Consider the following 20,395-nt stretch of genomic DNA (forward strand, 5'->3'; position numbering starts at 1 on the left):
GCACCCCACGAAGTGGGGGGAGTTGGGAGAGCGGTCGAGCCAACCGGGCATGGCAAACGACCGCTCAACTGAACACGGAAAAGGCCGCTTACGCCGCCTGTTGATTATCCAGCGGGCGGGTCAGGTAGCCCAGCACCAGAGCCGCGATGTCCACCTTGGGCTGATAGTGCAGGAAGAAGCCGCCCAGGGTGCCGAACACCCGTGCCAGCATGATGAAGTCGCCGGGGAGGGTGTCCACCGGGTCCTGTTGCAGTCGGCCCAGCAAATGGCTTACCTGCTGCATCATTTCCTCAGGGCTGGGCCAGCCCTTGTCCGGGTCCGGGTAGATGATGGCGTTGCGCACCTGGTCCAGAACGGCGGACACGAATGCCAGCAGGGTATCCGGGTTGCCGCTGCGGGTGGTAAAGCCCATGGTGACCAGGGTGTCGGCAATCACTTGTTTGTCGTCCACCACGCAGGCCTGCAGAACACGGAAGTATCCACGCCGGGCGGTGTCGCTGAGGCGCTGGGCACAGCCGAAATCCAGCAGCACCAGGGTATCGTCGTCGGTGAGCATGATGTTACCCGGGTGCGGGTCGGCGTGGAAAAGGCCGCCATGCAGTACCTGGGAAAACCAGGCGTCCAGCAGCCGGTGCAGCACCCCACCCAGGCGTTCCGGGTCGGTGTGGTGCAGTTCATCCAGCACGGTGGTGAGTTTGCGACCGCGGACGAATTCGGTGGTCAGCACATGCCGGCTGCTGTGTTCCGCCACCAGGGCCGGGGTGGTGATGCCGGGGATGCCGGCCAGTTGCTCACCGATCTGTGTCATCACCCGGGCTTCGCGCTCATAGTCCAGTTCTTCGCGGACAGTGCGCTGGATTTCACTGACGATGGTGTCGATGTCCATGGGGGGCAGGGCAGACTTCACCGCGCCCATGAAAATCTTGAGCAGGGTCATGTCCAGTTCCACGACTTCTTCCAGACCCGGACGCTGTACTTTGACCGCCACGTCGCGACCGTCATGCAGGCGTGCCCGGTGTACCTGGCCGATACTGGCAGCGGCCAGGGGCTCCGGGTCGAAATGGGCAAAGAGCGTGTCCAGTGGCTGGCCGAATTCCTGTTCCAGCACCCTGGCGATGCCCTCAAAGGGCACCGGGTTGGCCTGATCCTGCAGGATGGCGAGCTCATCCACCCAGGCCTGGGGCAACAGGTCCGGGCGGCTGGAGAGCAGTTGACCGATCTTCAGGAAAGCGCCGCCCTGTTCCAGAGAGGTGTCACGGAAACGACGGGCATTTCGCTGATGCAGGCTCTCCAGTGCGCTCTCGCGCATGTTGCTCGGCAAAAAGGCGGAACGGGTACCCCACAGGCGGTAGCTGGCAACGACCTTGGTGAGCATCCAGCCGGTTTTGCTGAGGCGCTTGAGGCGGGCGGGCCAGCGTCGCATCTCGTCGGCAAGAATCTGCATTTCCTCGTTCACAGCGTTGGCGCCCCGGCCCATCGCCTTCCAGGTTTTGACGGTCTGATCGGCGATTTCCCGGCCCTGCCAGGCGGTTTTCTCAATGGCCCGGATGCAGCCTTCCACCACCGCCAACCAGGCCTTGAGGCCGCTGTCATTTTGCTTCTGTTCGGCAAAATCATTGAGCGGCTGCCAGTTGGGTTCTGTCGGTGTGGTCGGACGTTGTGTTAATGACGTGTTTTTCATGACGCACGCCTCCGCTTTGTGAATGAGTGTTCACAAAATACCGGTCCCGGGGCGAATCTTCAAGAGAAAATAAACAAGTGTTCACAATTGTTCCGAGAGTGTTGTTGTTAGAGGGCTGCAGGCAGCTTTTATTGGCTCGCATGTCCACATATTAAGGTTTTTGCACGCTGAGGGGAAACAGGGCAAGCCGGGGGGATGCTATCTGCGGGTTCTCTTGCCGGGCACGGCTGAGGACTGCTAGGAATAACCGATATTGCTATGGGTTGATTGAATCAAGGCGTTAAGTACGAGGGGGATTTCAGGGATTGGCATGAGCGTCCCTGCCCGGGATCGGGGCGAGTGCTCAGGCCCTTATCGGCGTGACAAAGGTCCGGGGCGGTTACCCGCCCAGAAGCCGGTTTTCCGCCGCTTCCACTGCCTCCAGGGGCCCGTAGAGAATAACCGTATCTCCCGGTTCCAGAACCAGTTCCTCATCAGGGCGTTCCAGCGTCTTGTCATGGCGCTTTACCGCCCGAATTTCCACGTCCCGCAGCGCGCAATCGGCGATGCTCCGGCCGATACCGCGGGCCTTGTCCGACAGCGTGACAGCATGCAGCAGACGGTAGGGGTTACCGGCGCTGTCGGTGGTGGGCAGGGTGTCACCATGGTAGTAGCCCTGCAGCATACGATAGCGCTCCCGCCGAGTTTTGCGCAGGGTGGCAATGACACGGTCGAAGGGCACATCCAGCATCATCAGTGCGTGGGCCACCAGCATCAGGGAGGCTTCCAGCACTTCCGGTACCACTTCCTCCGCGCCGGCGCTGATCAGGGCATCCAGATGGGTGTCGTCCCGGGTGCGCACCAGCACGCGGATATTGGGGTTGAGCTCTCGTGCGGTGTGCAGGATACGCTCTGCCAGCCGCGGATCGTCAAAGGTGACCACCAGAAGACGCGCGTGCTGAATGCCCGCATTCACCAGGATTTCCTTGCGGCTGGAATCACCAAACAGGATGTGTTCGCCGGCGGCACTGGCTTCCTGTAGTCGTACCAGATCCCGGTCCACTGCCACGGCCTTCATGTGGAAGCGGTTCAGGTAGCGCATCAGGTTCTGGCCCACCCGGCCATAGCCGCAGAGGATGACATGGTTCCGGGTCTCATCGGAGATCGGGATGTCCTCCGGGATTTTTTGCCAGCGTTGCAGCAGACGGCGGGTCAGGCGACCACTGTTATTCAGCAAGGCAGGCGTGCACACCATGGTCAGGACCACGATGGAGACCAGCAACCCCGCCTTGTCCGGGGTAAGGAGCTGATGGGAGACCCCCAATGCAACCAGCACAAAACCGAACTCCCCTGCCTGGGAGAGAATCAGGCCGCTTCGCATTGCGGTATCGCTGCGTTCTTTCAGCAGGCGCAGCAGTGCGAATATCAACAGACCCTTGAACAGCATCAAGGCGGCGGCGGCAATAATGATCCAGTGCCACTGATCGGCAAACAGGTTCGGGTCCACCAGCATGCCGACACTGATAAAGAACAGCCCCAGCAGCAGATCCCGGAAAGGGCGAAGATCGGCTTCGATCTGATGACGGAAGTGGCTCTCGCCCAGCATCATGCCGGCCAGAAACGCCCCCAGAGCCATGGACAGCCCCAGCCAGTGAGTCACCCACGCGGCCAGCAATGCCAGCAGCAGGGCGGTCATGACGAAGACTTCATCAGAGCGGGCCCGACCGGTTTCTTCCAGCATGCGCGGCAGCACCCAGCGGCCGATCACATAGATACCGGCAAACAGTAGCAGGGACTTGGCCAGTGTCAGAGATGCCAGGGACCATACCGGGCCAGCATTTTCCTGGGTCAGGATCGGCAGCATCACCAGCATGATCACCGCGGCCAGATCCTGGAACAGCAAAATGCCGGTGGAGGTTCGGCCGTAGCCGGTATTGACCGAGCCCCGGGAAATCAGATCGCGGATAACAATGGCAGTGGAGGAGAGCGACAGGGCGCAGGCCGTAATCAGCGACAGGGTGTAGGAGAAACCCAGCAGCTGCATGATGGCAAAGACGGCAAGACCGGTGAGCAGCACCTGCAGCGGACCGGCACCAAACACAATCCGGCGCAGGGTCATCAGCCGGGGTATGGAAAATTCCAGGCCCAGGGTAAACAGCAAGAACACGATGCCGAATTCGGCCAGATGCTGAATGCCGTCGGTATTATTGACCCAGCCAAACCCGAACGGGCCGGCGGCCAGGCCACAGAGCAGATAGGCGAGAATGGGGGGCATCCCCAGTCGACGAAACAGCACCACGGCGGCAACCGCAGTACCGAGCAGGGCCACAATCAGTGTCAGAGCGTCGTGCATAAAAAAATGGATTCCCCAATGTCCAGGCTACCAGTGTAGCAGCAGGATCCTGGCGGGTCAGAGCCGGATCTTGATAGACATCAAGGGAAGCCGGAAAGGCTTCAGAAGCAGCTGAATCGGTAGCTGTCGTCCAACGCCAGGGGAAGGGTCAGGGACTGGAAACCCAGTGCATTCATGTGCTCGCAGTGGTATCCACGGCCTGTCGCATCCTGACTGAACCGGTAGTCGATGTGCAGCACCGGTTTGCCGGCATCAATAAAGGGTTGCAGCAGATGGCATTCGCGCCATTCATGGCAGGACTCATTCACAGCGAAGTCCGCATAGTCCACCAGCTCGTTGACCTGTTGCAGGTCGTTTTTCAGGGAAACAGCCATGCCATATTTATGGGCAGTACGGAACAGGAAGCGGTTATAGGAAAGCTGTTGTCGGCTGTTGAGCGGAAAGCCGGTTTGATTGGTATAGCCATCCACATTGTCCGGGTCCACCCCGTCGCAGCCTTTCTCTGCCGCCAGTTCAATCCGGTCTGCCATGCGCTTGCGCACATTGAGGGAGCGGATATCCAGCCAGCGTTCCCCCGGCCAGTTACCCAGGCGCCGGCCCTTGTCCGTGGGCAGAAAACGGTAGCGGTCCGGGCGCCAGTTTTCGTAGGTGCCCGCGGAAAAATAGCAGATCACCTTTTTGCCTGCGGCTTGCAGGTCATCAATGACACTCTCTTCGATATCGAAAAGGTCCACCACATAGAGATCCACGTCATAACCGATGTTGACCTCACCCTGTAACTGGATATGCCACTGCACGTCCACAGGGGGCTGATAACGCTCGGCCGCCAGATTCCCGCCATCGGTGGGTAACGGCAGCAGCAGGGCGGATAGCAGACTCAGGGAAAGGTCCATAGCGGTTACCGGAATGATTTGCCCAGATGCTAACGGTTTTCCGGATTGGCGAATGTTGCGTTATGGCGTTTCTTTGTAAGAAAAAGCCGGGCCTGGGGCCCGGCTTTCGGTTGCTGGATCGTACTTCAGGGGAGCACGGTATCGTCGCGGGCACCCAGGTTCTGGATGCGTTCATCCTGGTCGGTATCGGTTTCCATCTGGTCGAACGGGGTTCCGGCGTCGAAGTTGGCCAGCAGGTATTCTGCCAGGGCGTCCTGTTCGCTGCCGGGGTCGGCAAAGGTGGCAGCATTGCTGCCTTCTGCGGGTACGGTTTCCTCTTCCAGATCCAGCCGGTTTTCCAGCGGGAAATCGAACGGGTAACCATCACCGCCCAGGCCACTGCCGCCTTCGGTGGCCAGGAAGCCCAGGGTCACCAGACGGAAGGTGCGGTTGGCATCGCCCACCAGGCTGCCGTTCTGCACCACGGTGTCGGCCACGGCGCCATCCACATCCAGTACTGCCAGGCTGCGGACTCGCTGGCCTGCCCGGTCTTCGTCGTCGCCGTTCAGTGCACTGAGTCGTGCCGGTTGTGCCGGGTCAAAACTGAAGCGCAAGCCAGCGACTTGCGGGAACTGCCCGGCGACATTTTCTACTTTGGCCACCGCGTGTTCGAGCAGCGCATGGAGCTCTGCGGCAGTGACGTCGCCTACTGTCAGGGTGTTGTTGAAGCGCAGTGAACCCTCCAGATCAAACTGGGAAATATCACCACTGGCTTTGCCAGCACTGTCGTTGGCGGCGGGCGGAAAGAATTCCAGTTCGTCGGCGGAGGTGGAGCCAGGGGGAAAGGCGAAGTAGCCGATGTCGTCACGGATGCCGCCGCCGTTCTTGATGGACACCTGTACGGCAGGGTCGTACTGACGGGCGATCCACAGGTTGGCATCTGCGGTCAGGTTGCCCAGGTTGGTTTCCTGGGTGCGCACCTGGCTACGGCGACCATCCAGAAAGACACTGGTATGGCCGAGGATGTTGCCATCCCGTTCTGCCAGTACCTGATTCAGGGTATCGACGATGGTGGTGATGTCCCCGTTAACGGTGCCTCCTTCAGCCATGGTGGCATCCGCTACGTAGGCGCCGTTGATGGTGTCGTCCAGGCGGTCGGTGAGCAACACACCATTCTCGTCAAATGCCACTACCAGCCGGCCCAGATACTTGTAGTCGCCATCGGTGTTGACCACCAGCACCGGCTCGTTGCTGGCGGAGCTGAACATCAGCGGATAGGTATCCTGAGCGTTGTCGCCCTCGCGCAGACGGTCGTTGTCGTCGGCCAGTAAGGTGTTGGAGCCGCCGGCGACGATAATATCCACGCCGTCCAGCAGGGTGGCCAGCTCCTTTTCTATGCTGAGGGTCTGCATGTGCGCGAGCAGGATGATCTTGTCGATACCTGCGTCTTGCAGCTCATCCACCGCTGGTTGAATCTCGGCGGCCAGGGCGCTATTCCCGCCAGTGGCCGGTTTGATGGTGATGTCGCCGGTGCTGGTGATATTGCCCAATGACGGGGTGGAAGCGCCGACGATACCGATCATCTCACCATTCACTTCCAGGGTGCCGAAGCCGGCCAGTGCACCATTGGGCAGGCTGTCCAGGGGCTGGCCGTCCTGCTGAACAAGACCGCTCAGGAATCCATCGGTGGTGAAATCCAGATTGGCGCTCAGGTAAGGAAAGTCGGTGCCGGGGTAGTTGCCTTCCATGCCGATGATGCTGGCGAATTCTTCGGTGCCCCCATCCAGGTCGTGGTTGCCCACCACGCTGGCCTGTACGCCCAGCGCATTGACCAGAGCGATATCCGCGCGGCCATTGCCTGCCACGGCGATGCCGGGCACCGCCGCCAGGGTGTCGTCAGCGGCGGCAAAATAGCGCGGGCCGGGGATGAAGTTGTCGCCGGAACTCAGTACCAGGGTATTGTCCGGGTAATCGCTGCGCAGTTTGTCGAGCACGGCAGAGAAAGACTCCACGTTCTGCAAAGCACCGGTGGCGCCATCCATGTCGGCAAAGTGCAGCAGTTGCAGGGTATAGGGTGCCGGCGTCTCGCCGCCGTTGTTGTCATTATTGTTGTCGCTGTCGCCGCCACAGGCGGCCAGCAGGGCGGCGGCGGTGGCAGTCAGCGCCCAGCGGGTAAATGTCGGCATGGTCATGGTCGTGATCCCGGTAGCTGAAATAGAAACAGCCCCCAGAAAAACAGTGGGCGATGACCACGCCATGACGGTTGGGCAACGGTTTGATGATGACAGTTACTCAGCGTTAAAAGGTGACTTCCACGGTGACAGTGTCGGAATAGCTGCCAGCTTCAGCGTTGGGGTCGGCAAAGACACGCCCGAAAACAGTCAGGTTCTGCGCCGAGCCGGTGCCTTGTCCGATGCCTGTCCGTCGGGCTCCTGGCAGGTTTCCCCATACCACTGTGCGACCGCTATTCTGATAAAGCTCATAGGCAACCTGATCCGTGCCATTGCTCATTTGGCGGCTACCGGTGAGGCCGCCGTTGAGGCCCACCTCGAAATCCGTGGTGTTGGTGCAGCGAACGGTCACTGTGGAGGTGCTGTCAGCCTGGGTGAGGGGGGTATTGCGGGTGCCGAAATCCAGATTGGTGGCGGACACCTGGCATTGGTCGGGGATATTGACCTGGGCGGTGAGGGTATAGTTGCTGGTAACGTTGCCGGCGTTGGCGCTGCAGCTCTGGTTAAAGCCGCCGGTACGGACCCGTACCTGGGAGCCGGTCATCAGCGCCTGATGGAATTCAGCCCGGGTTGTTCCTGGTAGTGGACCGGGGAGCAGGCCATACAGGGTGACGGTTCCACTGTCACTGAAAGTAAAAAATGGCATGTTCACATTGACCGGGATGCCCACGTTGGTGGCGCCCCCCGGTTGCCCGACCACTTCGACCCTGGCTGCGGTTGTATAGACATTGAAAGGGATCGATGGGGGCTGGTTGCTATTGGCAAACAGCCGGCGGGGTAGCATGCCGCCGCTGTTGTCGTTGCCCACATGAACGCACATGGTGTTCTGATTGGAATCAAACAGAGCGCGGGTACACGACCAGTTCACGGTCACCTGTGTCGTCACATTGCCGCCGGTAAAGGGGTCCACGTTTCCAAAGTCCAGGGTGGGGCTGCCCTGTAAACTGCAATTCACCGCACTCCATGCGGGTGCTGCGAAACAGAGTGCGATGCCAGCCAGTAACAGGTTTCCCGTTTTCATCATTCCTCCTCAACGGGCAAGGTCAGTTTCTTGCCGTTGGCGGTGACGCTGATCGCTGTCGGCTGGCCATCCCGGGGGTCGTAATCAAACCCTAAATCGCTATCGGGAAGCACATAACCGGCCAACCCCTTGCGGATCAGGCGGGGTTGTTGTTTGTCATCCAGCCAATAGGCATTCACAAGGCGGGCGTGGCCATTGCCCTTGTTATGAATGACAAAGCGATTCTGTTGCCGCGTTACTGTCAGGGCATGGGTCTGGTTTTTGTCTCCGACAAAAACCGGCACGGAAAGCCTGAGCAGGACTTTCAGTTGAGCGCCACGTTCCGATTCGGTATCCGGTACCTCACTGATTATCAGGCGGTAACTTTTTTCCTTGTCGGACACCGTCGGGCGCTGACGGACCACTCGCACCACCTGATCACTGTTGCCGGGAATCATGGTGACCGGGGGAGTGATGATCAGGTCGTGTTGCTGTTTGAGTACCGTCTCCCCCTTTTCCTGTTCCCAGGCAAACAGCTGTAATTGATAGAAGCCATCCTCATTGGAACCGTTGGTGAGTGTGAAGGTGGCATTGGGCTGTGTAGGGCCCATATGCAGGCGAATGGGCGCCACGGTAAGCTGCCCGGCTGTTAATGGCCCCGCCAGGGCTGACAGCAGGAAAACCAGAAAGATCGAAAAGCGTTTCATCATGATGCACATCATCCCTTATGGATCACGGGTGTCCGATGTCGGTCTGCAAGTAAAGGGACCCAGACGTGGCAAGGTTCCCGGCGCGGGTGTGAAATCGAAGCGCACGGTACACAGGCTGCCATCGTTAAGGATTCCCAGTTCATTACTTCCCGCTTGCAAACCCTGAATGAAGACCTCCCCATCGTAACCTACAACGGTGGCGTCGGCGTCACTGAACAGCACCCGGCTGCCGGCGGGAACGGGTTCGTCGCTGCCGGTGTGGATGACCAGAACGGCACTATGTCGTTGCTCCACCGAGAAGCGGGCAGTGATGCCGGTAAGGTCGGCGGGTTTGACCAGTAACTCCGTGTCTCCGATCCGGGCATCCACCGGCAGATCGTTGATGTCGATGTTCAGCTTGTTTTCCGTGAACGGAACCATGTCCGGTAACAACAATTTGCCGTTGCGATTGGTATGGCCGATCACCCGGTTGGCCCGGCGCACGGGCACATCGGCGAAACCGCCGGCATCCACGATGGCAAAGCTGTTGTTCATGGTGTTGGCGGCAAACACATCCTCGTAGTTGGTCACCAGGGAGCCGCTGAGATTGGCAAAGGTGCTGGTCGTGTCCTCCTGACGGAACACGCCGGCCTGGACATCCAGATACGGCGTCCACCAGCGGCCGCTGGCCCGGCGAATGCCGTCCGAGTCAGGGCTGTAGGCCAGATCCCAGCCCAGGTCCCAGAATTGTTCCACCGGCCGCTGCAGGGTCAGCAGGGTGCTGGTGCTGTCGTCCCTTTCATCATGACTGAAGCGGGCACCCGCCTGGACGGAGCGATCCCGGCCGCGGTCAAGGTAGTAGTTGAAGGACGCCAGCCAGGTCCGGTCTTCACTGTCCTCCAGGTTCTGGTTCACGCTCAGGGTAAGAGACAGCCGACGCCACAGCGTGCGGTTATAGCCGATCACCAGGAAGCGGTTTTCATCGTCATTGAATTGCCGGGTGTCCAGATAACTGGCATTGAGACTGCCATGCTGTTCCAGGTTCAGGCTGCCGTTGACCTGCAGGCTGCTCTCGATGGCCGGGCGCACATCCAGGCTGTTGCTCAGGTCCCGGTACCCCTCGGTGCGACGGGTATACTGGGCGCTGACCCCAAAGCGGCGGGTGCGGAATTCATGGCCGGCCACCCACTGGGTGCCTTGGCTGAGATCGTCCTCGCCATGGGCCAGGGCCAGGTTGCTGACGCCCAATAGCCAGGGTCGAAAGACGACCCCGGCACCGGCATTGGTCAGTGATTCGCTGGCGCTGGCGGTGGCCTCCAGGGTAAGCCGGTCATTGAAACCGTAACGTGCCACCCCGGTAGCCACCGGGTCGTCATCGTAATCGTTGGAGCGGGCGCTGTAGAAACGTCGGGGGGCGCCGACCGTGGCGGAATAGTCCCAATATCCCTCACGCAACAGTTGCGGGCTCACGTAGAAGGGAACGGTCTGGCTGACTTGCCGGCCCAGCGTGTCGGTGGTCACCACCTGTACTTCCCCCAGGCCGGTGAGCCGAGGGGAGGTTTCCAGCAGAAACGGGCCCGGCTGAACATCCTGTTCGGTCAGGCGCAAGTCGTTGACGAAGACTTCCAGGGCGGAGGGCAGTGTGGCAGAACCGCTGATTTGCGGCAGCGGGAAGGTGATCAGGTCCGGCCGTGATGCAAAATTCCGCGAGATCTGAACCCCGCCGAGTCGTACGGTGGGGGTCCAGCTGAGGGCACCACTGAGGGTGTCGCCGACCACATAGGTGCGCATCCGGTCCGGGTTGGTATAGCGCCAGAAACTGTCCAGGCGCACATAGTCCCCGGAAGTATCCGGGTCCGCATCATTCCAGCGTACTACACCGCTACTACTCAGGGCGCCCCAGTCACCAAACAGGCGCGCTTCATGGCTTGCCGAGGTGGTTTTCTCGCCATCGTCCTGCCAGGTACTGAAGGCATCGTAGTTCAGCAAGGCGCCCTGGCCACGTTGCACCGGGGTGTTGTTCTGGAATGTGCCTGCGGTCAGAGATTGTTGGGGCAGCCATTGCGCCGGCACCACCAGATTGATCTGTTGGGCGTTATTGTCATAACGGCCCGCGATACCCAGTTCGTTGAGGGTTTGCCATTGGGCCTGGGGCGGGGTCGGGAACTGAACACCGATTTTTTCCAGTTCCCGGGTCTCCACCGCCAGCTCCTGGCCATACACCTGGGTGGGCAGCATGTGCGGGGTGGCGGAACCGTTGAGGATCAGTTGCGGGTAGGCAATGTAGGCGGCGTTGCTTTTGCCGCTGGCCTGGGCGCGAAGGCGAGCAATGTCTGATTGCGACAGACTCTGGTTCAAGGATACCCGGTTTTGCGGTGCCTCCCCGGCGTCAGCGAGCTGGGGTTCCTGGCCCTGGACCGATCCGGCGTAACACAAAAACACCGCCAGCAGACTGGCACGGGCACAGGGCTCCCGAGTGTCTGGCAGGCGGCGTATTGACGCGGATGATGGCTTCACGCAAATGCATCCCCGATCCTGTCCGCCCCACAGCGGGGGCGGTAAATAGTGGTTATGCGGATCAGAATGTGACGGTCACGGTCACGGTGTCACTCAGATCGACACCGGTATCGCCGTCAATGTTGTCGGCTGCGTCAATGGTGGCTGTCTGGGCAGGAATCAGGCCGTTCACAGTGAAATCCTGCTGGGTGCTGTCACCGATATCGGACACTTCCACGGCGGGTGCGCCGCTTTCCCAGGCCGTACTGTTGTCCGGCTGATAGAGTTCGTAGGCGACCGATGAACCGTTGGCGCTGGTCATGTTGCGGCTGCCATTGGTGCCGCTCAGGCCGATGTCGAAGCCAGTGCCGTTGGAGCAGGTCACGCTGATGGTGCTGGTGGAGGTGATGCCGCCAGCGTTCACAGCGGCTTCGGTCCGGGTACCGAAATCCATATTTGTGGCTTGATCAATGGTGCAAGAAGCAAGCAGCGTGAGCAGGACATCGAAGGTGTCAGTTTCCGTGGCCGCCTGGCTGGCCAGGGGAGCACCGAATAGTGCCGCGGTCATGGCAGAAGCAGTGAGAAGTTTCTTCATCGTGAGTCTCCTGGCCGGTCTGGGACCGGATTATTGCATATGAATTTTGTGACGCATGTCGCAGTTTCTGCGTATCGAGACAATGATGTGGGGAGGCTGATTAGTAAATAACCAACCTGTAAGATGGAGTAAAATGGCGATGAACGGGATTCTTTGACTAATGATCGGTACCAAACAGAGCGTGATTGGTCTGTGAATACCGGCTTGTGTTACCAAGCTTGTGCTTATGACAACAGCCGCTAGCGCCTTGACAGGAAGGCATAGGGGAATGAAAAACGGGCCCCCACCTCTCGATGACGGGCCCGTGCTCCCTGGTCCGCAGGGAGGTAAGTGTCAGGACTGCGGGGTGCGAATCACCAGCAGCCGTTCTTCGGTCATGTCGTTGATGGCCCAACGGATCCCTTCGCGACCCAGGCCGGAATCCTTCACGCCGCCATAGGGCATGTTGTCCACCCGCCAGCTGGGCACGTCGCCGATTACCACGCCGCCCACTTCCAGCTCGTCCCAGGCTTTCTGGGCCTTGTACAGGTCGCGGGTGAAGATGCCGGCCTGCAGGCCGAACTTGGAATCGTTGACGGTGTTCAGGGCGTCGTCGAAATCGCTGAAGCGGCTGACCACGGCCACCGGGCCAAAGGCTTCCTCTTCCACGATGTTGGTGCCCTGAGGGGCATTCTCCAGCAGGGTGGCTTCCAGCATGGCGCCGTTGCGCTTGCCGCCCACCAGCAGGGTGGCACCGGCATCCACGGCTTCGTTGATCCAGTTTTCCAGACGTTTGGCTTCGCCTTCGGAGATCACCGGGCCGATAAAGGTGCCTTCGTCCTTCGGATCGCCCATTTTCAGGGCGGCGGTTTTTTCCACCAGCCGGGCTTTCAGTTCGTCGTAGATGGCATCGTGAATCAGGATGCGCTGGACGCCGATACAGCTCTGGCCGGACTGATAGAAGGCACCGAAGACAATACGTTCCACGGCATCGTTCAGGTCCGCATCCTCATCCACGATCACCGCCGCATTGCCGCCCAGTTCCAGGATCACCGGTTTTTTGCCGGCACGGGCTTTCAGGTCCCAGCCCACGTCCGGGCTGCCGGTGAAGCTGAGCAGCTTGAAACGCTCGTCGGTGGTGAACAGGTCGGCGCCTTCGCGATGACAGGGCAAAATGGAAAACGCGCCCTTGGGCAGATCGGTTTCCGCCAGCACTTCCCCGATGATGATGGCGCCGATGGGGGTGCGGCTGGCCGGTTTCAGCACAAAGGGACAACCGGCGGCGATGGCCGGGGCGACCTTGTGAGCGGCCAGGTTCAGCGGGAAATTGAATGGGGAAATAAAGGAGCACGGCCCGATGGGCACACGCTTGACCATGCCCCGGTAGCCCTTGGCGCGGGCGGAGATTTCCAGGTTGGGCATCTCGCCATCGATGCGCACGGCTTCTTCGGCGGCTACCCGGAAGGTGTCGATCAGTCGACCCACTTCGCCGCGGGCATCCTTGATCGGTTTGCCCGCTTCGATACACAGGGCCAGGGCCAGTTCGTCGTAGCGCTCTTCAAAGCGTTTCACGCAGTGGTAGAGAATCGCCTGGCGCTCGTAGGGGGCCAGTTTTGCCATGGCGGCGGCGGCCTTGTCGGCGGCGTCGATGGCTTTATCAATGGTGGCCGCATCGGCCATGGCCACCCGGGTGGCTACCTCACCGCTGTACTTGTCGGTGACATCCAGATCCTGGTTGGCGAAGACCGCTTCGTTGGCCAGGTAATAGGGGTAGGCGTCTTTTAGCATGTCGGTTCCTTAAGGCGTTTCAGTGGGCCATGAGGTTGGGTGCTGTTTGTTTGGCGTCGGATGTCAGACGTCGGACATCCCACGCTTAAATCAAAATCCCGGACGGTGACGTTTGGCCGCATCGTCCGGGCTTTGGTCACAACTTGCTGCTCAACTCCCGAATTTCCTGATTGAGAATCCGGTTGTTGTCCGTGTAGTTTACCCGGCAGTCGATGACGTGGACGCCGCCGGTCTGGTAGCACTCTTCCACCAGCGGCGCCAGGCCGGCGGTGGATTCCACACGATGGCCATAGGCGCCATAGGAGCGGGCATAGTCGACGAAATCCGGGTTGCCGAAGTCCAGGCCGAAGTCCTGGAAATCCATGTCGTTCTGTTTCCACTTGATCATGCCGTAGCCATCATCGCGCAGGATCAGTACCACCAGATCCAGCTTCAGGCGCACGGCGGTTTCCAGTTCCTGGCTGTTCATCATGAAGCCGCCGTCACCGACGATGGCCATCACGCGGCGGTCCGGGTAGACCATCTTGGCGGCCATGCCGGAGGGCAGACCGGCGCCCATGGTGGCCAGGGCGTTATCCAGCAGTACGGTGTTGGGTTTGCTGGCCGGATAGTTGCGGGCGAACCAGATCTTGTACATGCCGTTATCCAGGGTGAGGATGCCATCCTCCGGCATGATTTTGCGGATCTCGTCCACCAGTCGTTGCGGGCGGATTGGGAAGCTGTCGTCCTGGATACCTTCGCGGATGTGTTTCTGCAGGGCATCGCGGATGCGGTGGAAGTCGGAGAAGCTCCAGTGCTCCTGGGGATCCAGACGTTCCTTGAGCTGCCACAGGCTGTTGGCGATGTCGCCCACCACTTCAATCTGCGGGAAGTACACCGGGTCCACCTGGGCAGAGTTGAAGTTGATGTGAACCACTTCAGCACCGCCGGGGCGCATGAAGAACGGCGGTTTTTCCACCACGTCGTGGCCCACATTGATGATCAGGTCGGCCTGGTCAATGGCGCGATGTACGAAGTCGCCGTCGGACAGGGCTGTGTTACCCAGGAAGTGCGGGCCGGTTTCGTCGACCACGCCTTTGCCCATCTGGGTGGTGATTACTGGAATGCCCAGCTTTTCCACGAACTGGCGCAGCATCTTGCTGGTCAGCTTGCGGTTGGCGCCGGCGCCAGCCAGCAGTAGCGGCTTGCGGGCACCCTGGATCGCTTCGATGGCCTTGCAGATGGCCTTGTTTTCGGCGATCGGGCGGCGGGTGGCGCTGGGCTCGGTGACCGGCATGGTGGAGTGTTCGCGGGCGATATCTTCCGGCAGCTCCAGGTGGGTGGCGCCGGGGCGCTCTTCCTGGGCCAGGCGGAAGGCCTCGCGGATGCGGGTGGGGATGCTGTCGCCGCTGACTACCTGTTTGGTGAACTTGGTGAGCGGGCGCATCATGTCGACCACATCGATGATCTGGAATTGCCCCTGTTTGCTGGTCTTGATCGGCTTCTGGCCGGTGATCATGACCATGGGCATGGCGCCCAGCTGGGCGTAGGCGGCGGCGGTCACGAAGTTGGTGGCGCCGGGACCCAGGGTGGACATACAGACACCGGCCTTGCCGGTGAGGCGCCCATAAGTGGAGGCCATAAAGCCGGCGGCCTGCTCGTGACGGGTGATCACCAGTTTGATTTTCGAGCCGCGCAGGGACTCCAGCAGGTCCAGGTTTTCTTCACCGGGAATGGCGAAGACATGCTCCACCCCTTCAGCTTCCAGGGCGCGAACGAACAAATCTGATGCTTTCATGGTGCGTTGTCTCCAGTTGATCCCGCTATGGATTTCGATTCCCAGCGGGAGTCCACGATGCGTGGCTGTCAAAATTCACCGCGGTTAATGCAAGGATGGTGCCGCATTTTCCTCATGCTGGTGCAGGAAAATTGCCTTAAATTAGTGCGCCAGCTGCATGGCGAGCTTCACTATAGCGCGCCCGGGCCCGGAACAGGTATGCGGTAATCTGATCTGTTTCATTAACAAATGTGATATTCGCGCTTGAGGCTGCCGTCAGCTCACGGCAGAGTCAGCGCAAAGGAGCGATCACTATGAAAAAAGTCTGGATTATCGGTGCGTTGTCCCTGCTTGCGCTGCTGGTGGTGGCCGTGGCGGGAGTGCATCGCTGGTTCAATCCGCCGCCGCCGCCTGTGCAGCTGTTCACCAACGGTACCATCCTGACCATGGACCCGGGCAATCCCCGTGCGGATGCCATGTTGGTCAAGCGCGGTGAGATTGTTGCCCTTGGCGCCAGTGATACCTTGCGTGATCAGGTCAGTCGCGATGTGCGTGTGGTCGATTTGCAAGGCGGGGTGCTGATGCCCGGCTTTATCGAGGCCCACGGCCACTTCCCGGGCGAAGGGTTGTCGGCGGTGGCGGTGGATGCCAACAGTCCGCCGATTGGTGACCTGGACAGTATCGCCACCCTGCTGGAACGGCTGCGCACCCTGTCTCAGCGACGTCTTGACGGGGCGCTGCTGGCCTACGGATTTGACGATACCACCGTGAGTGATCAGCGTTATCCCACCCGGGCCGAGCTGGACACGATCAGCGACACCCGGCCGATCATGGTGCTGCATATTTCCGGCCATTTGGGCGTCGTCAATTCGGCGGCCCTGAAGGCCATGTCCATCAGTGAGAATGTTGAGGATCCACCCGGCGGTTATTATGGCCGTGATGATGACGGCCGCCTCAATGGTCTGTTGGCGGAAACCGCGTTTAATCCTGTCCGTGCCAATATCCTGAAACTGTCAGCCATTGACGGCTACCGGGTCATGCGCCGGGCGTCCCGGTTGTATCTGTCGCGGGGAATTACCTTCGCCCAGAATGGCCTGGCTGATACCACCACCATCAAGTCGCTGGTACCCGCATTACGGTTCGGGTTGATTCCCTTGCGACTGAGCGTCTGGCCGGGAGCCGCTGCGGAGGAAGCACGCAAGGACGGCCAGTGGACTCTGCCGGAGGGGGAGCGGATCCATCTGGGGCCGGTGAAACTGGTCAGTGATGGTTCCCTGCAGGGCTATACCGGCTTTCTGGAGGAACCCTATTACAGGGTGCCCGACGATCATCCGCCGGAATACCTGGGCTTTCCCAATCAGTCTCCACAGCAGCTTGCCCGGCAGGTGGTGCAGTTCCACTGTGCCGGCAGGCAGACCGCGATCCATGCCAATGGCGATGCGGCCATTACCATGAGCCTGGACGCGGTGGCGCAAGCGCGTCAGCAGTGCCCGGAAGTGGCAGTGCAGCCGGTGTTGATTCATGCACAGATGGCCACCCGGGACCAGTTGGCCCGCATGCAGGCGCTGGATGTGATTCCGTCGTTCTTCAATAACCATGTGTACTACTGGGGTGATCGCCACCGGGATCTTTTCCTGGGGCCGGAGCGGGCTTCCCGGATCAGCCCGCTGGCGGAAGCCGCCGAGCAGGGGCTGCGTTTTACCCTGCACGCGGACTCACCGGTGGTGCCGTTTCAACCGTTGCAGCTGGTCTGGAATGCGGTCGAGCGGCGCACCGCCTCCGGCGACTTGCTGGGGTCGCAGCAGGCGATTTCCGTGGAACGGGCTCTGCAGGCGGTGACCGTGGATGCCGCCAGGCAGTTGGGTGTGGACGATCGGGTCGGGCAATTGCGTACCGGCATGCGCGCGGACCTGGTCTGGCTGGATCGTGATCCGCGGGAATTTATCGGTGACTGGTCGTCTATCCAGGTGCGAGGAACCTGGGTGGATGGGGTACGCCGTTATCCGGAAAGGATCGCGGAGTAGGGGGGTGAGTGGGGCCATCGATGCGGCCCCTGTCACTTCAGGCTGAGTGGAACTAGTGCCAGGTCCCTTCCAGGTTCTCGCACTGTTCCAGGAATTCCTCGGCGCTCATTTCAACCGTGTACGGGTCCAGGTGTGAGGCCACCTGTTCTTTCAGCTGCCCGACCACCTTGGACATGACTGTCAGGGTTTCTTCTACCTGTTCAATCGTTTCCAACAGGTCTTCGGCTTCTTGCTGGTAATCATCTCTGTCGTCGTAATCGCTCATGCGAAGCCTCCTGCAGTTGGGATGAGCCTGTGTTGCCCTGTTCAGACTCTACTCCATGTTGCCAACGATGCCGGCACAAAACAAACGGGAAATCTCCGGGGTTGGTGAAAGTTTCGCCACTCAGGACAGGTGGTCGTTGTTATTTCGTTAACGGTTTTGTCCTGCTGGCCAGTTGTGGTGTCGCTGGCGCCGGTGAAGCCTGGTGAGCCTGAGCGGGAGAAGGGCAGGTGATCAGGAGCGCCATTTGTGGGTGGTCACTCAAATAAGTCCTGATATCGCTTGGCTTGCAGCATTGGGATGTACGAATTCAGTCTGGTTACCCAAGAGTGAAGCAATTGCCTTGGATTTCATTCTGAACCCATTATCCTCCGAAATGCATATTTCTGAGTGTATTCCATAGAAGCAGTGCAACGCATCATTGAACCTGCTTGCTCTTTCAAAGATCTTCTTTTTCTCTGGGTGATATCCAAACGATTCCAGAAGTGAATATAAGATCGAAACCATTGTGTCTTGTCTGCTGATTGGTTGGTTTTTGCTCCTCCGAAATTGACTCACATAATTAGGCCTTTGATTGGAATATTGTAGTACTAGCCTGGCTAGACTTAACGCTGGGGACTCTCTGAACTGGGGAGGAAGTTTGTTGGAAGCTTTGCTGCTTAGGATGGCTCTGTCAATTTCATCCCATATCTTCTCAGGGTCTATATTGTTGAGATGGCGAGGGTCTAGTCCCAATAACGGCCTAATGGTCATCAGCAACGGCCTTGTGATTGTGTTGCCAAGCGCCTTCATTATTGCTTCGGCTTTCGATGTGCTTCTTACAGTGTTATAGACGGACAATGGGGATTTGGTAACAAGCCCAGTATTAGTTATTGAATTTTCGAAGTAAATTTGGTTTGAGAGCTTGCTGATAAAATTTAACCTTGTTGAGATTTCTTTCTGGCTACGAATGTTGGTGGCTTCGTTGATGTGGACCGCACTGAAAGGAATAACTATCCCTGATGATTTAGCATGGTTTAGTGAATTGGCGAGATCCGAGTAGTCGCCGCCTAACAGACGAACATAGACATTCCAGTCTAGGTAAATAGATTTTACGGACATGTAATTTATTGATGGTTTATTCAATATACAGGTTGTTTGAGTGCGTGGTTGCTACCAAGTGTTGAGGAACTATTCGCCGGCTTGGAACTTTTTAGGGGGACGTGAGGCCTCCCAACAAAAAAGGGCGCCGAAGCGCCCTTGATTTCTCGTCTTAATCCCAGCTCAGCGCACCACCGACCTGATACTCGGTCACCCGCGTTTCAAAGAAATTCTTCTCCTTGCGCAGGTCCATGATTTCGCTCATCCACGGGAAGGGGTTGTTCACGCCTTTGAACTGCTCCGGCAGGCCCAGCTGGACCAGGCGACGGTTGGCGATGAACTGCAGGTACTCTTCCATCATGGCGGCGTTCATGCCGAGCACACCGCGGGGCATGGTATCGCGGGCATACTGGATTTCCAGCTCGGTGCCTTCCAGGATCATCTGGGTAGCCTTGTCACGCATCTGGGAATCCCACAGGTGCGGGTTTTCCAGTTTGATCTGGTTGATCACGTCCACGCCGAAGTTCACGTGCATGGATTCGTCACGCAGGATGTACTGGAACTGCTCGGCCACGCCGGTCATCTTGTTACGGCGACCCATGGACAGGATCTGGGTGAAGCCGCAGTAGAAGAAGATGCCTTCCAGTACGCAGTAGAAGGCGATCAGGTTTTCCAGCAGTGCCTTGTCGGTTTCCACGGTGCCGGTGGTGAATTCCGGATCGGACAGGTCGCGGGTGTACTGGATACCCCACTGGGCCTTCTTGGCCACTGAGGGAATCTCCTGATACATGTTGAAGATTTCGCCTTCGTCCATGCCCAGGGATTCAATGCAGTACTGGTAGGCGTGGGTATGAATCGCCTCTTCAAAGGACTGACGCAGGATGTACTGGCGGCACTCCGGGTTGGTGATCAGGCGGTAGATGGCCAGCACCAGGTTGTTGGCGACCAGGGAATCGGCGGTGGAGAAGAAACCCAGGTTACGCTTGACGATGCGACGCTCGTCGTCGGTGAGACCGTCGGCCTTTTTCCACAACGCCAGGTCGGCGTTCATGTTCACTTCCTGGGGCATCCAGTGGTTGGCACAGCCATCCAGGTATTTCTGCCAGGCCCAGTCGTACTTGAACGGTACCAGCTGATTCAGGTCGGCGCGGCAGTTGATCATGCGCTTGTCGTCCACTTCCACACGACCGGCGGTGCCTTCCAGCTCGGCAACCCCTTCGCTGATATCCATTTTCGCCACGGTATCGCGGGCGCGGGCTACGGCGTCTGTGGTGGCTCGTTCTGTTCGTCCTTGTCGCTGCTCATCGGCTCCTCCAGTAATCGGCGCACTTCCCGCTGCCGATGTTTGAGCTTGAGGTGCCGCTTGGTCAGATACCGTCTCAGGTTGCGGCGGCGTTGGGGCTTTGGGCTGTTGTTTGGCGACAGGCGTCTCTTGCGCATTAAATTCGTCCCAGTTCAGCATGTGCTCTCTCCATTCCGTGCTTACAAGTTTGGTGGTGTTGATCACCGCTTGCGTATTCTTTGGTGGGTCGGACGTCAGAAGTCTGACGTCGGACGCATTTATCTTTTGTCGTCAGACGTCCGATTCCGGACGTCCGACCCATTTCCGG

14 protein-coding genes are annotated in these 20,395 nt (G+C 59.3%); 1 reads left to right on the forward strand and 13 read right to left on the reverse strand.

Going from position 1 to position 20,395, the window contains the following annotated elements; translation table 11 throughout:
• Positions 1-88: 88 nt before the first annotated feature.
• The 10 genes from A3714_RS08265 to A3714_RS08310 all read right to left on the reverse strand — a co-directional run bounded on the left by A3714_RS08265 (position 89) and on the right by A3714_RS08310 (position 15,440).
• Complete coding sequence (locus A3714_RS08265) at positions 89-1,681, reverse strand: AarF/ABC1/UbiB kinase family protein (protein WP_063509363.1); 1,593 nt, start codon at positions 1,679-1,681, stop codon at positions 89-91.
• 379 nt (positions 1,682-2,060) lie between these two features.
• Positions 2,061-4,013: a monovalent cation:proton antiporter family protein gene (locus A3714_RS08270; RefSeq protein ID WP_063509364.1), complete on the reverse strand. Its 1,953-nt coding sequence runs from the start codon at positions 4,011-4,013 to the stop codon at positions 2,061-2,063.
• 101 nt (positions 4,014-4,114) lie between these two features.
• Positions 4,115-4,906, reverse strand: a complete 792-nt coding sequence (locus A3714_RS08275) for an endo alpha-1,4 polygalactosaminidase (RefSeq protein WP_063509365.1) — start codon at positions 4,904-4,906, stop codon at positions 4,115-4,117.
• A 125-nt stretch (positions 4,907-5,031) separates the two neighbouring features.
• Positions 5,032-7,077: a bifunctional UDP-sugar hydrolase/5'-nucleotidase gene (locus tag A3714_RS08280; RefSeq protein ID WP_156493848.1), complete on the reverse strand. Its 2,046-nt coding sequence runs from the start codon at positions 7,075-7,077 to the stop codon at positions 5,032-5,034.
• Positions 7,078-7,183: 106 nt separating this feature from the next.
• Positions 7,184-8,140, reverse strand: a complete 957-nt coding sequence (locus A3714_RS08285) for a spore coat U domain-containing protein (protein WP_082844754.1) — start codon at positions 8,138-8,140, stop codon at positions 7,184-7,186.
• A complete protein-coding gene (locus tag A3714_RS08290; RefSeq protein WP_063509367.1) occupies positions 8,137-8,826 on the reverse strand; it encodes a molecular chaperone in 690 nt (229 codons plus the stop codon). Before A3714_RS08290 ends, A3714_RS08285 begins: the two co-directional genes overlap by 4 nt.
• Before the next feature lie 15 nt (positions 8,827-8,841).
• Positions 8,842-11,322: a fimbria/pilus outer membrane usher protein gene (locus A3714_RS08295; protein WP_156493849.1), complete on the reverse strand. Its 2,481-nt coding sequence runs from the start codon at positions 11,320-11,322 to the stop codon at positions 8,842-8,844.
• 61 nt (positions 11,323-11,383) lie between these two features.
• The gene (locus tag A3714_RS08300) at positions 11,384-11,896 is read right to left on the reverse strand and encodes a spore coat protein U domain-containing protein (protein ID WP_063509369.1); all 513 of its coding nucleotides are present in this window, start codon (positions 11,894-11,896) and stop codon (positions 11,384-11,386) included.
• A 333-nt stretch (positions 11,897-12,229) separates the two neighbouring features.
• Positions 12,230-13,663 carry an aldehyde dehydrogenase family protein gene (locus A3714_RS08305; RefSeq protein WP_063509370.1) on the reverse strand — a complete coding sequence of 478 codons (1,434 nt, stop codon included), beginning with the start codon at positions 13,661-13,663 and terminating at the stop codon, positions 12,230-12,232.
• Positions 13,664-13,799: 136 nt separating this feature from the next.
• Positions 13,800-15,440, reverse strand: coding sequence for an acetolactate synthase large subunit (locus A3714_RS08310; protein WP_063509371.1), 1,641 nt, complete (start codon positions 15,438-15,440; stop codon positions 13,800-13,802).
• A gap of 293 nt (positions 15,441-15,733) precedes the next feature.
• On the opposite strand from A3714_RS08310, the gene A3714_RS08315 reads away from it, so the two are divergent.
• Positions 15,734-17,443, forward strand: coding sequence for an amidohydrolase (locus A3714_RS08315; protein WP_063509372.1), 1,710 nt, complete (start codon positions 15,734-15,736; stop codon positions 17,441-17,443).
• Positions 17,444-17,495: 52 nt separating this feature from the next.
• Here the strand turns inward: A3714_RS08315 and A3714_RS08320 are convergent, their stop codons facing one another.
• The 3 genes from A3714_RS08320 to A3714_RS08330 all read right to left on the reverse strand — a co-directional run bounded on the left by A3714_RS08320 (position 17,496) and on the right by A3714_RS08330 (position 20,247).
• Positions 17,496-17,708 (reverse strand): hypothetical protein, encoded by a 213-nt coding sequence (locus A3714_RS08320; RefSeq protein WP_035248960.1) that lies wholly within the window; start codon positions 17,706-17,708, stop codon positions 17,496-17,498.
• 258 nt (positions 17,709-17,966) lie between these two features.
• On the reverse strand, positions 17,967-18,806 hold the full coding sequence (locus A3714_RS08325) for a hypothetical protein (RefSeq protein ID WP_063509373.1): 840 nt from the start codon (positions 18,804-18,806) through the stop codon (positions 17,967-17,969).
• A 151-nt stretch (positions 18,807-18,957) separates the two neighbouring features.
• Positions 18,958-20,247 carry a ribonucleotide-diphosphate reductase subunit beta gene (locus A3714_RS08330; RefSeq protein WP_062816882.1) on the reverse strand — a complete coding sequence of 430 codons (1,290 nt, stop codon included), beginning with the start codon at positions 20,245-20,247 and terminating at the stop codon, positions 18,958-18,960.
• Positions 20,248-20,395: the final 148 nt, after the last annotated feature.

It is taken from the genome of Alcanivorax sp. HI0007 (assembly GCF_001635525.1).
In the GTDB taxonomy this organism is placed as follows: domain Bacteria; phylum Pseudomonadota; class Gammaproteobacteria; order Pseudomonadales; family Alcanivoracaceae; genus Alcanivorax.

Bases quoted from the DNA above. Each gene is read 5' to 3' on its own strand.
- A3714_RS08265 (WP_063509363.1), bottom strand. From the start codon at position 1,681: ATGAAAAACACGTCATTAACACAACGTCCGACCACACCGACAGAACCC.
- A3714_RS08270 (WP_063509364.1), bottom strand. From the start codon at position 4,013: ATGCACGACGCTCTGACACTGATTGTGGCCCTGCTCGGTACTGCGGTT.
- A3714_RS08275 (WP_063509365.1), bottom strand. From the start codon at position 4,906: ATGGACCTTTCCCTGAGTCTGCTATCCGCCCTGCTGCTGCCGTTACCC.
- A3714_RS08280 (WP_156493848.1), bottom strand. From the start codon at position 7,077: ATGACCATGCCGACATTTACCCGCTGGGCGCTGACTGCCACCGCCGCC.
- A3714_RS08285 (WP_082844754.1), bottom strand. From the start codon at position 8,140: ATGATGAAAACGGGAAACCTGTTACTGGCTGGCATCGCACTCTGTTTC.
- A3714_RS08290 (WP_063509367.1), bottom strand. From the start codon at position 8,826: ATGATGAAACGCTTTTCGATCTTTCTGGTTTTCCTGCTGTCAGCCCTG.
- A3714_RS08300 (WP_063509369.1), bottom strand. From the start codon at position 11,896: ATGAAGAAACTTCTCACTGCTTCTGCCATGACCGCGGCACTATTCGGT.
- A3714_RS08305 (WP_063509370.1), bottom strand. From the start codon at position 13,663: ATGCTAAAAGACGCCTACCCCTATTACCTGGCCAACGAAGCGGTCTTC.
- A3714_RS08310 (WP_063509371.1), bottom strand. From the start codon at position 15,440: ATGAAAGCATCAGATTTGTTCGTTCGCGCCCTGGAAGCTGAAGGGGTG.
- A3714_RS08315 (WP_063509372.1), top strand. From the start codon at position 15,734: ATGAAAAAAGTCTGGATTATCGGTGCGTTGTCCCTGCTTGCGCTGCTG.
- A3714_RS08320 (WP_035248960.1), bottom strand. From the start codon at position 17,708: ATGAGCGATTACGACGACAGAGATGATTACCAGCAAGAAGCCGAAGAC.
- A3714_RS08325 (WP_063509373.1), bottom strand. From the start codon at position 18,806: ATGTCCGTAAAATCTATTTACCTAGACTGGAATGTCTATGTTCGTCTG.
- A3714_RS08330 (WP_062816882.1), bottom strand. From the start codon at position 20,247: ATGCTGAACTGGGACGAATTTAATGCGCAAGAGACGCCTGTCGCCAAA.